Below are 17,151 nucleotides of genomic sequence, written 5' to 3' on the forward strand. Positions count from 1 at the left end.
AGTCCAAGCGGGTTGAACAGGCCAAACGGAAGGCAGGACGGTTGTGGGCAGATGTGGTGCGTCAGAATCTACCGTGTCTGCAGCGGTCATCCGGGACGCCGATCCATCAAGCGTTGTCGGCGCTTCGGGATTTTGGTTGGGTGTAAAAAAATGGAATACAATATCATCACTTCAAGATGAGGGATGAGAGTCCAAAAGCGCTTACGATATCAATTCCTGAAAATGGTTCGCTAACTAGTGATTGACAACACCCGTAGTGAACCGAAAAAATGTTCTCCACAAAGTCTTGACTGACTCTAAAGTTTTATTAAGTTGTAGTTTACCTGAACGCATTTATGCGTTATTCTATCAAAGGGAGAGTCACTTCTTCAGCATGTTGCCAACGCGCGAACATTTTAAGTGGCTGTATTCTTTTTTGCATAAGCGTAGCCCGTTTGATGTGCGGCGTTACGCAGACGATTTAGCTCGCTCGCGCGGATGGACGAAAGAAACAATTTTGTTTATGATTCAAGTGTTTAGAGAGCTTGGTTTCATTACAGTCGAAAACGGGATCGTTTCTTTAGCACGTGATGTACAAAAGCGGGATTTAACGGAATCACCGTCTTACCGGCTGAAACAAGCGCAAGCAGAGCTTGAACATATGTTTTTATATTCATCTTATACCCAACTAAAACGTTGGTTTGATTCATTGTATGAGGAGGAAAAAGTCAATGGATTTAAAACAATACGTCACGATTGTTCCTGATTTCCCAAAACCAGGTATTCAATTTAAAGATATTACAACGATTATGGATAAAGGGGAAGTATATAAATACGCGACGGATCAAATCGTCAATTATGCACGAGAAAAGAAAATTGATGTCGTCGTTGGACCAGAGGCGCGCGGATTTATTATCGGCTGTCCGGTTGCTTACGCGCTCGGTGTTGGATTTGTTCCTGTTCGGAAAGAAGGAAAATTACCTCGCGAAGTCATTCGTGTGGAATATGGCCTAGAGTACGGCAAGGACGTATTAACGATGCATAAAGACGCGATTAAGCCGGGGCAACGCGTTCTTATTACAGACGATTTATTAGCGACAGGTGGAACGATTGAAGCAACGATTAAGCTCGTTGAACAACTTGGCGGCGTCGTCGCAGGTATTGCGTTTTTAATTGAATTAACGTATTTAGAAGGTCGCGAGAAGTTAAAAGGATACGATATTTTAACGTTAATGCAATTTTAAGGAAGGAGGGGCAGAACGCTCCTCTTTTTCACATCGTTGCTCTTTACATTTAAAAAAATTTTCATGATAATATTGTCAATACGTTTAAAATAAAAAAGGTGATTGCATGGCAAACGAACAAGTATTAACGGCGGAACAAGTCATTGAAAAGGCGAGCCGTTATTTGTCGAAAGACGACGTACAGTTTATCGAGCGAGCATATGAGTTTGCAAAGGAAGCGCATCGCGAGCAATATCGGAAATCTGGAGAACCGTACATTATTCATCCAATTCAAGTGGCGGGTATTTTAGTCGATTTGGAAATGGATCCTGCAACAATTGCGGCGGGATTTTTACATGATGTTGTTGAAGATACAGCTGTGACGAAGGAAGATTTAGAAAAAGAGTTTGGCAAAGAAGTAGCGATGCTCGTTGATGGTGTGACGAAGCTTGGGAAAATTAAATATAAATCACATGAAGAACAACAGGCGGAAAACCATCGAAAAATGTTTTTAGCAATGGCGCAAGATATACGGGTGATTTTAATTAAGTTAGCGGACCGTTTGCACAATATGCGCACGTTAAAACATTTGCCGTTGGAAAAGCAGCGCCGTATCGCCAATGAGACGCTGGAAATTTTCGCACCGCTTGCGCATCGTCTCGGAATTTCAAAAATTAAATGGGAGCTCGAAGATACAGCGCTTCGCTATTTAAATCCGCAACAATATTATCGAATTGTCAACTTGATGAAAAAGAAGCGTGCAGAACGTGAGCAATATTTAGAAGAAGTCATTCGAGAAATGCGTGAACGGTTGAACGAAGTCGACATTCAAGCTGAAATTTCTGGACGTCCGAAACATATTTATAGCATTTATCGAAAAATGGTTTTGCAAAATAAACAATTTAACGAAATTTATGATTTGCTTGCTGTGCGTATTATCGTTGAAAGCATTAAAGACTGTTATGCGGTTCTTGGCATCATTCATACATGTTGGAAGCCGATGCCAGGGCGCTTTAAAGATTATATTGCCATGCCGAAGCCGAATATGTATCAATCGCTTCATACGACGGTTGTCGGCCCAAAAGGCGAGCCGCTTGAAGTGCAAATTCGGACGTTTGAGATGCATCATATTGCGGAATTTGGGATTGCTGCGCATTGGGCATACAAAGAAGGAAAGACGATTCGTCCAAATACGTTTGAAGAAAAACTATCATGGTTTCGCGAAATTGTCGAATGGCAAAACGAGACGAACAACGCCGAAGAGTTTGTAGAGACGTTGAAGATGGATTTATTTTCCGACATGGTGTTCGTTTTTACACCAAAAGGGGACGTCATTGAACTTCCAGCCGGTTCGGTGCCGATTGACTTTGCATACCGCATTCATTCAGAAATCGGAAACAAAACGATCGGGGCGAAAGTAAACGGAAAAATGGTGCCGCTCGATCATCCGCTTCAAACGGGGGATATTGTTGAAATTTTAACGTCTAACCATTCATACGGTCCAAGTCAAGACTGGTTAAAAATTGCGCAAACGTCGCATGCAAAAAATAAAATTCGACAATTTTTCAAAAAGCAACGCCGCGAAGAAAATGTTGAAAAAGGAAAAGAACTCGTTGAAAAAGAAATTCGCAACATGGGTTTTGATATAAAAGAAGTGCTTACTACAGAAAACACGAAACGTGTTGCGGAAAAATTTAATTTCGCCAGCGAAGAAGACATGTATGCTGCTGTCGGATATAACGGCATTACCGCTGCTCAAGTGGCTCACCGCTTAACAGAAAAATGGCGCAAACAACGCGATTTAGAAGAGCAAGCGAAACGCCTGTCGGACATGCTACAAGAAGCAAAAACGATTGCACCGATGAAAAAGCGCGATTTTGGTGTATGCGTCGAAGGTGTGGACAATTTGCTCATTCGTTTGTCGCGCTGTTGCAATCCGGTTCCAGGCGATGAAATTATCGGTTTTATTACAAAAGGTCGTGGCGTTTCCGTGCATCGTGCGGATTGTCCGAATGTACTTGCAGAAGAAGCAAAAGAGCGGCTCATTCCTGTTCAATGGGAGAGCAGTGCAAATTGTCAACGAGAATATACAGTCGATATCGAAATTACTGGTTACGATCGACGCGGCTTGCTTAATGAAGTATTACAAGCTGTAAATGAAACAAAAACGAATATTTCCGCTGTATCTGGAAGAACAGATCATCGAAATAAAATGGCGACGATTCATATGACGATTTTTATTCATAACGTAAGCCATTTACAAAAAGTTGTTGAGCGCATTAAACAAATTCCAGATATTTATTCAGTGAGACGGATAATGAACTAGAAAGGGTTGTCGGAATGAGAGTTGTCGTTCAGCGCGCAAAAGATGCAAAGGTCACAGTAGCTGGCGAAGTCGTCGGGGAAATTGATTTTGGGCTTGTGTTGCTAGTTGGTATTACTCATGATGATACAGAGGAAGATGCGGCGTTTGTTGCAGACAAAATTGCTCATTTGCGCATATTTGAAGATGAGCATGGAAAAATGAACGTGTCGCTTTTAGATGTTGGTGGGTCAATTTTATCCATCTCGCAATTCACGCTGTACGGGGACTGTCGGAAAGGAAGAAGACCAAACTTTATGGATGCAGCTAGACCGGAACATGCGAAACAGATGTATGAAGCGTTGAATGAGCAACTGCGTCAAAAAGGGATTCGTGTGGAAACAGGCGTATTTGGTGCGATGATGGATGTGACGTTAACGAACGTCGGACCGGTGACGCTCATTGTCGAAAGTAAATAAAAACCGTGCTCGCATGTGGACGAGCTCGGTTTTTTTTATCCTCGCGCTAAATGTTTTTTAAGTTTTTGTACGTCACGAAGAGTGAGTCCGAATTCAGAAGCGAGTTCAAACGATGTGAGCTCGTTTTCTTTTTGAATAAATGCGTGAAAATCAACGTGCATAAGTGGGGATTGTGAATGAATAAACTCTCCTTTTTCACTATGGCGCATGACAAATCTCCTTTCGTGTCAATGTCGTTCGTATTATTCCCAATTTTTCTACCTTTCCATTCAAAGAAGGATTTTTTTTGTTTATGAAGAAATAAAGTAGCGACTATTGACAACGTAGGAGGATTTGCAACATGAAAAAATCGCTTATCGCGTCATTGTTTATTTTTTGTTGTTTGTTGCTGATCGTTCAAACAGCATCAGCAGCAATGAACGTGCGCATCGTTGTTGACCGATTGAACGTCCGCACCGGTCCAGGATTGACGTTTGCGGTGCAAGAAAAAGTAGCAAAAGGAAAGCAATATGCTGTCGTCCAAAAGCGAGGCGAATGGCTACAAATTCGGCTCGCATCGAACCGAACTGGCTGGGTGCATGGAAAATATGTTCAAATACAAAATAAACCGAATGAAACGAAAAAACAAATACAACAACTTGTCGTCTGTCAAGTGGACGGTTTGCGAATTCGAAAAGGTCCGGGTACGACTTTTTCGGTCATCGGATATGTCAATCGCAATGAAAAAGGAATGGCAACGATCGCCCAAGGGGAGTGGGTGTACGTACGTTGGGACGGAAAAGAAGGTTGGGTACATCGGTCATATGTAGCGAATGTTGAGCTAAATGAACAAAATAACCAACAAAATAATGAACAACATACATATGTCCAGATGTTATACAACAATACAAATATTCGTTCCGCTCCTTCGACGCAATCTCCTGTCATTATAAAAGCGAAGCGCGGCGATCAGTTTTCGGTCATTCGCAAAGAAGGGCAATGGTATGTTATCCAAGTTGATCATCAAACGATTGGGTATGTAGCAGAATGGATCGTTCAAGTAAGTAACCAACCGTCTCCTTCTCAACCGCACGCGATTGTAGGGAAAACGATTGTCATTGATGCCGGGCATGGTGGTAAAGATTACGGTGCGACAGGTGTGAATGGAACGGTCGAAAAAATGTTAACGTTACAAACCGCATTGTTGCTAAGTGAAAAGTTAAAACAAACGGGCGCTAATGTCATTTTAACGCGAGAAAACGATCGGTTTTTATCGTTAAGTAAGCGAGTACAAATAGCTGGAACAAATAAAGCTGATGCGTTCGTTAGCATTCATTACGATAGCGCATTAAACCGTACCGCCAGCGGTTTAACGGTATATTACTATAAGAAAATCGACCGTTCGCTTGCGGATGCGCTTTTTGATCCCCTCAGTCGATTAACAGGCATTCAACAACGCGGAGTTCGTTTAGGGAATTATCATGTGTTGCGTGAAAATAGCCGCCCCTCTGTTTTGCTAGAGCTTGGTTATTTAAGCAATCCGAGTGAAGAGATGTTCGTTGTGTCGCCAACATATCAACAAGCCATGACAGAGGCGATTTGTAACGGATTGGTTCGCTACTTCGGAAAATAACGGTCATCTTGACAAATGGTTTGTTCGTACGTAATATAAAAGAAAATTCAACATCTCGCCGATGATGGAGAAAAGTAGTTAAGAGTACACATGGCCAGAGAGGAAATGCCGTAGGCTGGAAGCATTTCTCCATGATGACTTAACGAACGAACACTCCGTAGGTTTCTCTTTGAACGCGCGATCGTTAGTAGGAGAGAACGCTTTCCGGGCGTTATCGGATCAAAGTGGAAGCATGCGCTTCAACTAGGGTGGCACCACGGGAATTCGTCTCTCGTCCCTAATTTATTAGGGGTGGGAGATTTTTATTTGCATAAAAACTGAAGGAGGGAAATATATGTCATTTCAAATTCCGCGCGGGACGCAAGATATATTGCCAGAACAAGCAGCAAAATGGCAGTATATTGAACAAATTGCGCGCGAGCTTTGTCGACGTTACAATTACCAAGAAATTCGCACCCCTATTTTTGAACATACGGAACTATTTTTACGCGGTGTCGGCGATACGACGGATATTGTTCAAAAAGAAATGTACACATTTGAAGATCGTGGCGGTCGCAGTTTGACACTTCGTCCAGAAGGAACAGCAGCGGTCGTTCGCTCATTTGTTGAAAATAAAATGTACGGATATCCAAATCAGCCGGTAAAACTTTATTACATGGGACCGATGTTTCGTTACGAGCGTCCGCAAGCAGGTCGCTTTCGTCAGTTCGTTCAATTTGGCGTCGAAGCGCTTGGAAGCAACGATCCGGCCATTGATGCCGAAGTCATCGCTTTAGCGATGGACATATATCGTACACTCGGATTGAAAAAGCTGAAACTTGTCATCAATAGTTTAGGTGACGTTGAAAGTAGAAAGGCGCACAGACAAGCGTTAATCGATCATTTCCAACATCGCATTCATGAGTTTTGCGATGATTGCCAAGCGCGGTTACATAAAAACCCGATGCGCATTTTAGACTGTAAAAAAGACCGTAATCACGAACTGATGCGCACGGCTCCGTCTATTCTTGATTACTTAAATGAACAGTCGCGCACATATTTTGAAAAAGTGCAAATGTATTTACAAAAGCTCGGTATCCCCTTTGAAGTCGACCCGCGGCTTGTGCGCGGTTTAGATTATTACAATCATACCGCGTTTGAAATTATGAGCGAGGCAGAAGGATTTGGCGCGATTACGACGCTATGTGGAGGCGGTCGCTACAACGGTCTCGTTCAAGAAATTGGCGGGCCTGAAACGCCAGGTATCGGATTTGCTCTAAGCATTGAGCGCTTGCTTGCAGCATTAGAAGCGGAAAGTATTTCGCCACCAATTTCAGAAGGAATCGACTGTTACGTTGTTGCGTTAGGGGAACAAGCGAAAGAAGAGGCGGTTGCTCTCGTTGCTGCCCTTCGTCAAGAAGGCATCGCGGCAGAAAAAGATTATCAAGATCGAAAAGTAAAAGCACAGCTGAAAGCAGCCGATCGTTTACATGCGACATACGTTGCTATTTTAGGAGAAGATGAACTTCAAAAAGGAGTCATTAACGTCAAACATATGGCAACAGGAGAACAGCAAGAAGTATCACTTCATACATTTGTTTCACACATGAAAAACGTATTGCAATAGGAGGGGAAATTATGTTCGGAAGGACGCATTATTGTGGAGAAGTAACGGATCAAGCGATTGGTCAAACGGTTCGTTTAAAAGGATGGGTGCAAAAACGTCGCGATTTAGGAGGACTTATTTTCATTGATTTGCGAGATCGAACAGGCATTGTTCAAATTGTATTTAGCCCAGATGTATCGAAAGAGTCATTGCAAGTAGCGGAAACGATTCGTAGCGAATACGTGTTAGACGTAGAAGGAAAAGTCGTTCAGCGCGAGGCAGGACAAGTCAATCCGAATTTGCCGACAGGAACAGTCGAAGTGCATGCGACGCACGTAACGATTTTAAGTGAAGCGAAAACACCGCCGTTTCCGATTTCAGATAAAACGGACGTATCCGAAGATGTTCGGTTAAAATATCGTTATTTAGATTTACGTCGCCCTGTGATGTTTCAAACGTTTCAATTGCGCCATCAAGTGACAAAAGCCATTCGCGACTTTTTAGATGAAGAAGGCTTTTTAGAGGTAGAAACGCCAATTTTAACGAAAAGCACGCCAGAGGGAGCACGTGACTATTTAGTACCGAGTCGCGTCCATCCAGGGGAGTTTTATGCGTTGCCACAATCGCCTCAAATTTTTAAACAATTATTAATGGTAGCTGGTTTTGAACGGTACTATCAAATTGCCCGCTGTTTCCGCGATGAAGATTTACGTGCCGATCGCCAACCGGAATTTACACAAGTCGATATTGAAACATCGTTTATGAGTCAAGACGATATTTTAGCCATGATTGAAAGAATGATGGCACGCGTCATGAAAATCGCAAAAGGGATCGACATTCCTATTCCGTTCCCGCGCATGTCATATGACGAGGCGATCGCACGCTTCGGTTCGGACAAGCCAGACACGCGTTTCGGACTGGAGCTTATCGATTTATCTGAGCAAGTGAAAGATTGTGGCTTTAAAGTGTTCGCCAGCGCAGTACAAAACGGTGGACAAGTAAAAGCGATCAACGTGAAAGGAGCTGCGGATAAATATTCGCGCAAAGACATTGATGCGTTGACGGAATATGTGGCTCGCTACGGGGCAAAAGGATTAGCATGGTTGAAAGTGGAAGATGACGGATTAAAAGGGCCGATTGCGAAATTTTTTAACGAAGGCGAGCAAAAACAAATGATGCAAACGCTTGAAGCAGAAATTGGTGATTTGCTGTTATTTGTAGCGGATAAAAAATGTGTCGTTGCAGACTCGCTTGGCGCGTTGCGTTTAAAATTAGGTAAAGATTTGAAGTTGATTGACGAATCCGCGTTTCATTTCTTATGGATTACAGATTGGCCACTTTTTGAATACGATGCGGAAGAAGGTCGTTACTATGCAGCGCATCATCCGTTTACAATGCCTGTACGCGAAGATGTGCCGAAATTTGAAACAGATCCAGCAAGCGTCCGTGCACAAGCATACGATCTTGTGTTAAATGGGTATGAGTTAGGTGGAGGATCGCTCCGTATTTTTGAACGCGACATACAAGAAAAAATGTTTAAGACGCTTGGCTTTACTGAAGAACAAGCGCGTGAACAGTTTGGGTTTTTGCTTGAGGCGTTTGAATACGGCACTCCTCCGCATGGCGGTATTGCGCTCGGATTGGACCGACTTGTTATGTTGCTTGCGGGCCGTTCCAACTTACGCGATACGATTGCCTTTCCGAAAACAGCAAGCGCAAGCTGCTTGCTAACAGAAGCGCCAAGCGCAGTAAGCGAAGCACAACTAGACGAACTGCATCTGCGCGTCAAAGACGTTCAAAAAGTAGACTAAATTTGTAACGTTGCAAAACCGTTTAAAGTGTGCTAACATACAAATAACAACAAGTCCTGATGTGTTTGTCGTATCACCTATTGTTTTGACCGAACAATGTGTGATACGGGAGCCCGGGTTTTTAGGTGGCGTACATGCCTCATTTACATAGAGAGGACGTACATAAGCTTGAAACAGGGCACCCACCTGTGAGAGAGCGGGTTCAAAACAAAGGCCATCAGCGACGGCACGATTGGGACTTAAGAAACAAAAACGAATAAAGCCTTAACGTAAAGAACATGCTTTACGTTGGGGCTTTTTTTGTGCCATAATGCATGTATATCCGATTGAAATACTTACATATGGGAGGAACAACATGTTACATCAATTTTCTCGTAACGAATTAGCAATCGGGAAAGAAGGGTTGAAACGATTAAGGGAAAGTACAGTTGCCGTTCTCGGCATTGGCGGTGTCGGATCGTTTGCAGTAGAAGCGCTAGCTCGTTCAGGGGTCGGGCGCCTCATTTTAATCGATAAAGACGATATTGACATTACAAATGTCAATCGGCAAATTCATGCGTTGTTATCCACTGTTGGACGTCCGAAAGTGGAAGTGATGAAAGAGCGGATCGCTGACATTAACCCAGCGTGCGAAGTGATTGCGTTAAAAATGTTTTATACAGAAGAGACATATGAACAAATTTTTTCGTATGACATTGACTATGTCATCGATGCATCGGATACGATTTCATATAAAATTCATTTAATGAAACAATGTTTAGAACGCAACATTCCGATCATTTCAAGTATGGGAGCAGCAAATAAAATGGATCCGACTCGTTTCCGTATTGCTGATATTTCAAAAACGCATACAGATCCGATTGCGAAAGTCATTCGTACAAAATTACGAAAAGAAGGAATTAAAAAAGGTATTACGGTTGTTTTTTCAGATGAAAGTCCAATCGTCATTCGCGAAGATGTGCGAAAAGAAGTAGGAAACGATGAAGCGACGATTCGTAAGGCAAAAATGCCGCCGTCATCGAATGCGTTCGTTCCATCTGTCGCTGGTCTCATTATGGCGGCACATGTCGTGCAACAATTATTAAAAGACATCCCGATTCAACGTGTTGATCAACAGTAAGCGCAAGGGGAAATCCTTTGCGCTTTTCCTATCGCACATTATTAGTTGCAAATGAAACAGAATTGCATTATAGTGAAAGTGTGACTGTTCGGTCGTAATAAAACGACCAATCGGTCATATTTCAAGAAAGAAAGGAAGAGCGGGATGAACTTTTTAACAAGGTTTAGTTTAAAAAACGCAGTCGCCGTGTTCATCATTTCATTTTTACTTATACTAGGCGGACTGTATTCATTTTCTTCTTTAAAAGTGGATTTGCTTCCAAATATTGAGTTTCCACAATTGTCTGTGGAAGTCATTTATCCGGGTGCTTCACCAGAAGATATGAATGAGCAAGTGACGGCGAAGTTAGAAGAAAAATTTAAAGCAATTGAGGGAGTAAAGAAGATTCAAAGTTCGTCATTTGAAAGCATCGCCATCGTGAATTTAGAATTTCCATTTAACACAGATATGGAAGAAGTAGAACGACAAGTTGAATCGCTTGTCAAAGAAGCAAATTTACCAGAAAACGTGCAGACGAAAGTGAATCGTTTCTCGTTCGGTACGTTCCCGATTTATAACATTTCTGTATTTGCTAAAGGAGATACGAATGCACAGCAGCTTTTAGATGAGACAATTATTCCAGAACTTAAAAAAATTAACGGAATTAACTCCATTTCCGTCGGTGGAATGGAAGAAAAATTAATTCAAATTACAGTAGACAAACAAAAAGCGTTGCAATATGGCTTAAGCTTAACGCAAATTAAAGAACAAATTAACGAAAAGTTTTTAGCATTCCCAGCTGGAAACGTTCAAACAGAAACGGTACAAATTCCGATTCGCGTTCAACAAAAAATTGAAACGATAAAACAGCTTGAAAATTTACCATTATCTTCTCCGATCATGAATGCATCGCCAGGTGCGCCGGCAAGCGGGCAAGAAGCACCGACAACGATTACATTAAAAGATGTCGCGACGATTGAACCTGTCACAGAACAAGGAGAAATCACGCGCTACAATTTAAACGCTGCACTGTCGATGGCCATTACAAAAAAGCAAGATGCCAATACGGTTGAAGTGGCAGAAAAAGTGCTAAACGTGCTTGACAAATATAAAGACAAAATCGATTATGCAATCGGATTTGATTCAGCAGAGGGAATTAAAAAGTCAGTTGAAACGCTTGTGCGTGAAGGATTGCTTGGGGCATTGTTTGCATCTATCGCGGTGCTCGTCTTTTTACGAAACGTGCGTGCAACGATTATCGCAATCATTTCCATTCCGCTTTCGCTCTTAGTGGCATCAATTTTCTTACAACGAATGGATATTTCTTTAAACATTATGACGCTCGGTGGAATGGCAGTTGCTGTCGGACGTGTCGTTGACGATAGCATCGTCGTTATCGAAAACATTTTCCGCCGCGTTCGTAAGTCAAAGACAGGGATGACAGATGAACTTGTCCAAGATTCAACAAAAGAAATTTTAAAGGCGATTACATCATCGACCATTACGACAGTCGTTGTCTTTTTACCGCTCGGTCTTGTTGGCGGTGTAACAGGTGAGTTTTTCCTACCATTTGCGTTAACGATCGTATTTTCGCTTTTAATGTCGCTTGTTGTTGCCATTACGATCGTTCCGATTTTAGCGAAGTTCTCGTTTAAAAAGGTACCGCCAGAAGAAAAAGAAGGAGCATTGCAACGAGCTTACGGAAAAGCGATTGAATGGGCGCTTGATCATAAAAAAACGGTGTTATTCCTGTCTGTTTTACTGCTCGGTAGTTCGTTTGCTATTGTGCCGAAGTTAGGCTTTACATTTATTCCAAACGAAGAACAAAAAACGCTCATTGCTGCCATTGAGCTTCCTTCTTCGACGCCGTTAGAAAAAACGAATGAAGTGTCGCTCCAAATCGAGAAAATGTTTGATGAAAAGAAAGAAATTAAAGAAGTGACAGCTGGAATCGGTACGCGCGACTTCCGAAGCGGATTAAAACGAAAAAATCAAGCGAACTATTTCATTACGTTAGAAGAAAACGTAAACGTTTCTCAATTTATTAAAGAGCTTGAAAAAGAAATGGAAGACATTGCCCAAGCTGAAGTAAAAGCAGCGAAAGTTGGCGTCCAAGAATTGCAATCGGGTGGACCGCCGTCGAACAATAACGTGAACATTGACTTATACTCGACAAACTTAACAGCGTTACAACAAGCAGCGAAAGATGTAGAGCTTTATTTGAAAAAGCGTGACGATTTAAAATATGTTACAAACAACTTTGCAGATAAACAAAAGCAAGTGATCGTAAACATTGATCCGCAAAAAGCAGCACAATACGGAGTTTCTGGCTTCCAAATTCTCGGCACGATCGCTGATCAAACTCGTCCGGTGCAAGTTGGAACGTTAAAACTCGACGATGAAGAGCGGATGGTTCAATTGTCATATGACGAACAAATGACATCGATGGAAGAGCTAGAAAAAACGCTTATTTTCACAAAGTTTGGCCCTGTTCCAGTAAAACAGTTAGCAGACGTAAAAGAAGTAGATACGTTTACATCGATTCAAAAACTAGATGGAAAAGTGTTTGCTCGCGTTTCTGCTCAAATCGTAGGCGATAACATTCAAAAAGTCACACAAGACGTCATCAATGGCGTGAAAAAAGACGTACAGTTACCAAAAGACGTCTCACTTGAAGGTGGCGGTGGAAGCGATGAAACGGTCGAAACGTTCCAGCAACTTGGCTTAGCGATGGCTGTTGCGATTGGGCTTGTATATATTACAATGCTCATTACGTTTGGAAAAGCGCGTATTCCGTTCATCATTTTATCGTCGCTCATATTCGTCCCAATTGGTTCTTTGCTCGGTTTATTTATCGCAAATGAACCGATGTCTGTCAGCGTCATGATCGGTTTACTCATGCTCATTGGAATTGTCACAACAAACGCGATCGTTCTCGTTGACCGCATCGGACAAAATCGTGAGCAAAAAGGAATGACGATTCGTCACGCGCTCATTGAAGCAGGAAAAACGCGGCTACGCCCAATTTTAATGACAGCATTTGCAACGGTTGCTGCGCTTATTCCGCTTGCGCTCACGAAATCATCAGGAACGCTCATTTCTAAAGGATTAGCGATTACGGTAATCGGCGGATTGACATCATCTACATTGCTGACGTTAATTCTCGTTCCTGTTGTGTATGAACTGTTTTTCTTCCGTCAAGCGAAAAAAGAACGACAAGCATAATTGATGACAGGCTGGCTGAAATTCGGTCAGCCTGTCATGTTATAATGAAATGAGAAATGAACAATAAGGATGAGGCCGCATGAGCAGAAAAGAGCAAATTATTGAAGTCGCGATGAAACTATTTGCGGAAAAAGGGTATCACGCGACATCGATGCAAGAAATTGCTGAACATAGTCGTTTGGCGAAAGGGTCGCTATACAACTACTTTAAGTCAAAAGAAGAAATTGTTTTGTCGATTTTTCAATATCATTACGATCAGTTGTTCCAACAATTCGCGCGCATCGCTTCAGATCGTTCGCTGACGGCAAGAGAAAAATTTTTAAAACAACTTTCTTTACAAATTGAAGCGTTTGAAAAACATAAAGAGATTGTGCAAATGCATATGGGGGACCATGCGCAAAAAGTAAGTGAAGACGTTCATGCGCTCGTTTTGCGCATCCGTTCTCATTTGTTTGATTGGTACATTCAGTCATTCATCGATATGTACGGGGAGCGTATTCGTCCATTTGTGCTTGATTGCGCCATTATGTTAAATGGGATGTTAAAAGAATATTTATTTTTTGCTTTGTTTGAAAAACAGTCGTTTCCTTTTCAACGTTTAGCTCCCTTTTTAATGGAGCGACTGGATGCGCTTGTCGATAGTTTACAGCACGACATGCCGCTCATTCGCCACGATGCAAAAGCAGAAAAAGCGCGCGCACTTGCCCTCATTGATGAGATGATTGAAGAAGCACGCGATGATCATACGATGGATTTGTTGAAACAATTGAAAGAAGAAATGGAGCGAGATGAACCGAGAAAAGCGATTGTTGAAGCGTTTCTTTTATATTTACAACAAAGCGACATGCGTCAGTTCGTTCCTGCCTTACGTGCGGCGCTCGCGTTGTGAGGTGAAAAATAGTGTTTGCTCAAGAACCGCTTGCCTATCGTATGCGTCCTCGCACAATCGACGAAGTCGTCGGACAAGACGATGTCATCGGTTCACATACAGCATTATATCGAATGATTAAAAATGGATATGTTCCATCCCTGTTACTTTACGGACAGCCGGGCGTCGGTAAAACATCGCTCGCTTATGCGATTGCTGGAACGATGAAACGCCCGTTTTATGCGTTAAATGCAACGACGGCAGGGAAAAAAGAAATCGAAGAAATTGTGGCAGATGCTCGTTTTGAAGGGAACGTTATTTTATTTATTGATGAAATTCATCGGTTTACAAAAGCGCAGCAAGATTATTTATTGCCGCATGTCGAAAACGGACTTATTACGCTCATTGGGGCGACGACAGAAAACCCGTTTCATTCGATTAACCCAGCTGTTCGAAGCCGCTTAGGGCAGATTAAACAATTACAACCATTAACAAAAGAGAAAACGATCGAATTACTGCACCGCGCTTTAACCGATCGTGAACGCGGATTAGGAAATTGGCATATTGACATTAGCGACGAGGCGCTTTCCATCATTGCCGAAGGAGCGAACGGGGATGCGCGCATGGCATTAACGATTTTAGAAGAAGCGGTATATGCAACGAAACAAGGCGATCAGAGTGCCATTGTTGATACACATACCGTTTCGTTTTGTGTAGAAAAAATGGCGTTGACGTATGATAAACAAGGGGATACCTATTATTCTTTGTTATCTGCTTTTCAAAAAAGCGTGCGAGGTAGTGATGTAGATGCGGCGCTTCATTATTTAGCTCGGCTTCTTGAAGGAGGGGACGTGACTGCTGTTTGCCGTCGCTTAGCTGTCATTGCTTATGAAGATATCGGATTAGCAAACTCATTGATCGGCGTAAAAGTAATGAGCGCGATTGAAGCAGCGGAGCGTCTCGGGATGCCAGAAGCGCGCATTCCTCTTTCCGTTGTGACGATTGAAATGTGTTTATCACCGAAATCAAATAGCGCATATGAAGCAATAGATCAAGCGCTTGCGGATGTGCGAAGCGGAAAAGGGCAGTCGATTCCGCTTCATCTGCAAGACGCTCACTATGCGGGAGCGAAACATCTTGGACGCGGAATAGGGTATAAATATCCACACGATTATCCGTACAGTTGGGTGGCACAACAATACTTGCCAGATGATTTAGTCGGTGTGCAATATTATGAACCGAAACGAAACGGAGAAGAAAAGCAGCTTGCTTCCGTCTATGAGCGGCTCAATGAGCGAAAAAAACAGTAACGTTCCTTTGTTCCGCACTTTTATGTTATAATGGCTTGTGTTTCTTTTGATAGTAAATAAGGGGATGATTCGTTTGAAAATATCTACGAAAGGTCGATACGGCTTAACGATTATGATTGAATTGGCTAAGCGTTATGGAGAGGGGCCGATTTCGTTAAAGTCGATTGCTCAAATGAACAATTTATCGGAACATTATTTAGAACAACTCATTTCCCCATTGCGAAACGCTGGTTTAGTAAAAAGCATTCGCGGCGCGTATGGTGGCTACATTTTAGCAAATGAACCGTCGAAAATTACAGCAGGCGATGTCATTCGTGTATTAGAAGGTCCGTTGCAAGTCGTTGAAGAGCTAGAAGACGAAGAACCAGCGAAGCGTGAATTATGGATGCGCATTCGCGATGCGGTAAAAGAAGTGTTAGATAGCACGACCCTTGAAGATTTAGCAAGCCATACTGACGATCACGGTGGCGCATATATGTTTTACATTTAAGAAAGGAGAATATATTTGGAGCGCATTTATTTCGATCATGCAGCGACGTCTCCTGTTCATCCACAAGTCGTTGAGGCAATGATTCCGTATATGACGACATATTTTGGAAATCCATCAAGCATTCATTCGTTCGGCCGTGAAAGTCGACGTGCGCTTGATGAAGCGAGGGAGACAATCGCGAAAACAATTGGGGCAAAAACAAACGAAATCATTTTTACAAGCGGCGGAACAGAAGCGGATAATTTAGCGTTGGTGGGTGTAGCGATGGCGAATCGCGATAAAGGTCGCCATATTATTACAACGTCTGTCGAGCACCACGCCGTACTAAATACGTGCAAATATTTACAAAAACAAGGATTTGATGTGACGTATTTACCTGTTGATGAACATGGAATCATTTCTGTTGAACAGCTAAAAAGCGCTTTGCGCGATGATACGATGATCGTATCTGTGATGTTTGGCAACAATGAAACCGGCGTTTTGCAGCCGATTCATGACATCGGTCAATTGCTTCGTAACCATGGTGCTTATTTTCATACGGATGCGGTTCAAGCGTACGGTTTAGTTCCAATTGACGTTCGTGAACTTGGTATTGATTTACTTTCCGTATCTAGCCATAAAATTAACGGACCAAAAGGAGTCGGCTTTTTATATGCGCGTGAAGGCGTCCGTCTTGCCCCGCACATATACGGAGGAGAACAGGAACGAAAACGGCGTGCGGGAACAGAAAACGTACCCGGTATTGTCGGATTGCAAAAAGCGGCAGAGCTTGCTCAACAAACGATGGCCGAAAAACGAGCGTTATATGAACAGTTTCAAAAAGTCATGTTAACAACGTTTGCGCAAGAAGGGATTCATTACGCAATAAATGGTCATGAAACATGTCGCTTGCCACACGTGTTAAATGTTTCGTTTTTCGGAACGAATGTCGAAGCGTTGCTTGTCAATTTGGACTTAGCAGGCATTGCCGCATCAAGCGGCTCGGCGTGCACAGCGGGCTCGATTGATCCGTCGCACGTGTTAGTAGCGATGTACGGAAATGAGTCGGAGCGCATTCGCTCATCTGTTCGTTTTAGTTTTGGATATGGAAATACGTTGGAACAAGTAGAACGAGCAGCATATGACATTGTAAAAATTGTGAAGCGACTAACAAAATCATGAAAGGAGG

Annotated in this window: 14 protein-coding genes, 1 other RNA gene, 1 pseudogene and 1 other annotated feature; of the genes and pseudogenes, 15 read left to right on the top strand and 1 reads right to left on the bottom strand. The window is 42.6% G+C overall.

The genetic code is table 11. The annotated features are described in order from the left end of the window. From LH47_RS15280 to dtd, 5 genes and pseudogenes are all read left to right on the top strand, one after another. Positions 1-146: pseudogene (locus LH47_RS15280) on the top strand (UPF0236 family protein); the annotation flags it as partial. A gap of 110 nt (positions 147-256) precedes the next feature. Beyond that, entirely contained in the window at positions 257-745 is a 489-nt protein-coding gene (locus LH47_RS09440) for a single-stranded-DNA-specific exonuclease C-terminal domain-containing protein (RefSeq protein WP_235341098.1), read from the top strand. After that, positions 711-1,223: an adenine phosphoribosyltransferase gene (locus tag LH47_RS09445; RefSeq protein ID WP_003396235.1), complete on the top strand. Its 513-nt coding sequence runs from the start codon at positions 711-713 to the stop codon at positions 1,221-1,223. Before LH47_RS09440 ends, LH47_RS09445 begins: the two co-directional genes overlap by 35 nt. Positions 1,224-1,329: 106 nt before the next feature. Then, positions 1,330-3,528, top strand: a complete 2,199-nt coding sequence (locus tag LH47_RS09450; RefSeq protein WP_043966880.1) for a RelA/SpoT family protein — start codon at positions 1,330-1,332, stop codon at positions 3,526-3,528. A 14-nt stretch (positions 3,529-3,542) separates the two neighbouring features. Then, on the top strand, positions 3,543-3,983 hold the full coding sequence (gene dtd / locus LH47_RS09455; protein WP_021093907.1) for a D-aminoacyl-tRNA deacylase: 441 nt from the start codon (positions 3,543-3,545) through the stop codon (positions 3,981-3,983). A 35-nt stretch (positions 3,984-4,018) separates the two neighbouring features. Here the strand turns inward: dtd and LH47_RS16455 are convergent, their stop codons facing one another. Next, on the bottom strand, positions 4,019-4,192 hold the full coding sequence (locus LH47_RS16455; RefSeq protein ID WP_043966882.1) for a hypothetical protein: 174 nt from the start codon (positions 4,190-4,192) through the stop codon (positions 4,019-4,021). 131 nt (positions 4,193-4,323) lie between these two features. Here LH47_RS16455 and LH47_RS09465 point away from each other — a divergent pair, with 131 nt between their 5' ends. From LH47_RS09465 to LH47_RS09505, 10 genes are all read left to right on the top strand, one after another. Then, positions 4,324-5,595, top strand: coding sequence for an N-acetylmuramoyl-L-alanine amidase (locus tag LH47_RS09465; RefSeq protein ID WP_043966884.1), 1,272 nt, complete (start codon positions 4,324-4,326; stop codon positions 5,593-5,595). Positions 5,596-5,647: 52 nt separating this feature from the next. After that, positions 5,648-5,877 (top strand) — a binding site (T-box leader). A gap of 52 nt (positions 5,878-5,929) precedes the next feature. Then, on the top strand, positions 5,930-7,201 hold the full coding sequence (gene hisS / locus LH47_RS09470; protein ID WP_043966886.1) for a histidine--tRNA ligase: 1,272 nt from the start codon (positions 5,930-5,932) through the stop codon (positions 7,199-7,201). Between the two features lie 11 nt (positions 7,202-7,212). Further along, on the top strand, positions 7,213-8,991 hold the full coding sequence (gene aspS, locus LH47_RS09475) for an aspartate--tRNA ligase (protein WP_043966888.1): 1,779 nt from the start codon (positions 7,213-7,215) through the stop codon (positions 8,989-8,991). Positions 8,992-9,041: 50 nt separating this feature from the next. Then, positions 9,042-9,234: non-coding RNA, 6S RNA (gene ssrS, locus LH47_RS15285), on the top strand. Between the two features lie 112 nt (positions 9,235-9,346). After that, positions 9,347-10,111 (top strand): tRNA threonylcarbamoyladenosine dehydratase, encoded by a 765-nt coding sequence (locus LH47_RS09480; RefSeq protein WP_043966890.1) that lies wholly within the window; start codon positions 9,347-9,349, stop codon positions 10,109-10,111. A gap of 144 nt (positions 10,112-10,255) precedes the next feature. Next, positions 10,256-13,315 carry an efflux RND transporter permease subunit gene (locus tag LH47_RS09485; RefSeq protein WP_043966892.1) on the top strand — a complete coding sequence of 1,020 codons (3,060 nt, stop codon included), beginning with the start codon at positions 10,256-10,258 and terminating at the stop codon, positions 13,313-13,315. Positions 13,316-13,394: 79 nt separating this feature from the next. Next, complete coding sequence (locus tag LH47_RS09490; protein WP_043966894.1) at positions 13,395-14,204, top strand: TetR/AcrR family transcriptional regulator; 810 nt, start codon at positions 13,395-13,397, stop codon at positions 14,202-14,204. An 8-nt stretch (positions 14,205-14,212) separates the two neighbouring features. Next, positions 14,213-15,493: a replication-associated recombination protein A gene (locus LH47_RS09495; protein ID WP_043966896.1), complete on the top strand. Its 1,281-nt coding sequence runs from the start codon at positions 14,213-14,215 to the stop codon at positions 15,491-15,493. Positions 15,494-15,566: 73 nt separating this feature from the next. Next, a complete protein-coding gene (cymR, locus tag LH47_RS09500; RefSeq protein WP_043966912.1) occupies positions 15,567-15,983 on the top strand; it encodes a cysteine metabolism transcriptional regulator CymR in 417 nt (138 codons plus the stop codon). A gap of 15 nt (positions 15,984-15,998) precedes the next feature. Next, entirely contained in the window at positions 15,999-17,144 is a 1,146-nt protein-coding gene (locus LH47_RS09505; RefSeq protein WP_043966897.1) for a cysteine desulfurase family protein, read from the top strand. The last annotated feature ends 7 nt before the right edge of the window (positions 17,145-17,151 follow it).

The sequence above is a fragment of the Anoxybacillus thermarum genome, assembly GCF_000836725.1.
Taxonomy (GTDB): Bacteria; Bacillota; Bacilli; order Bacillales; family Anoxybacillaceae; genus Anoxybacillus; species Anoxybacillus thermarum.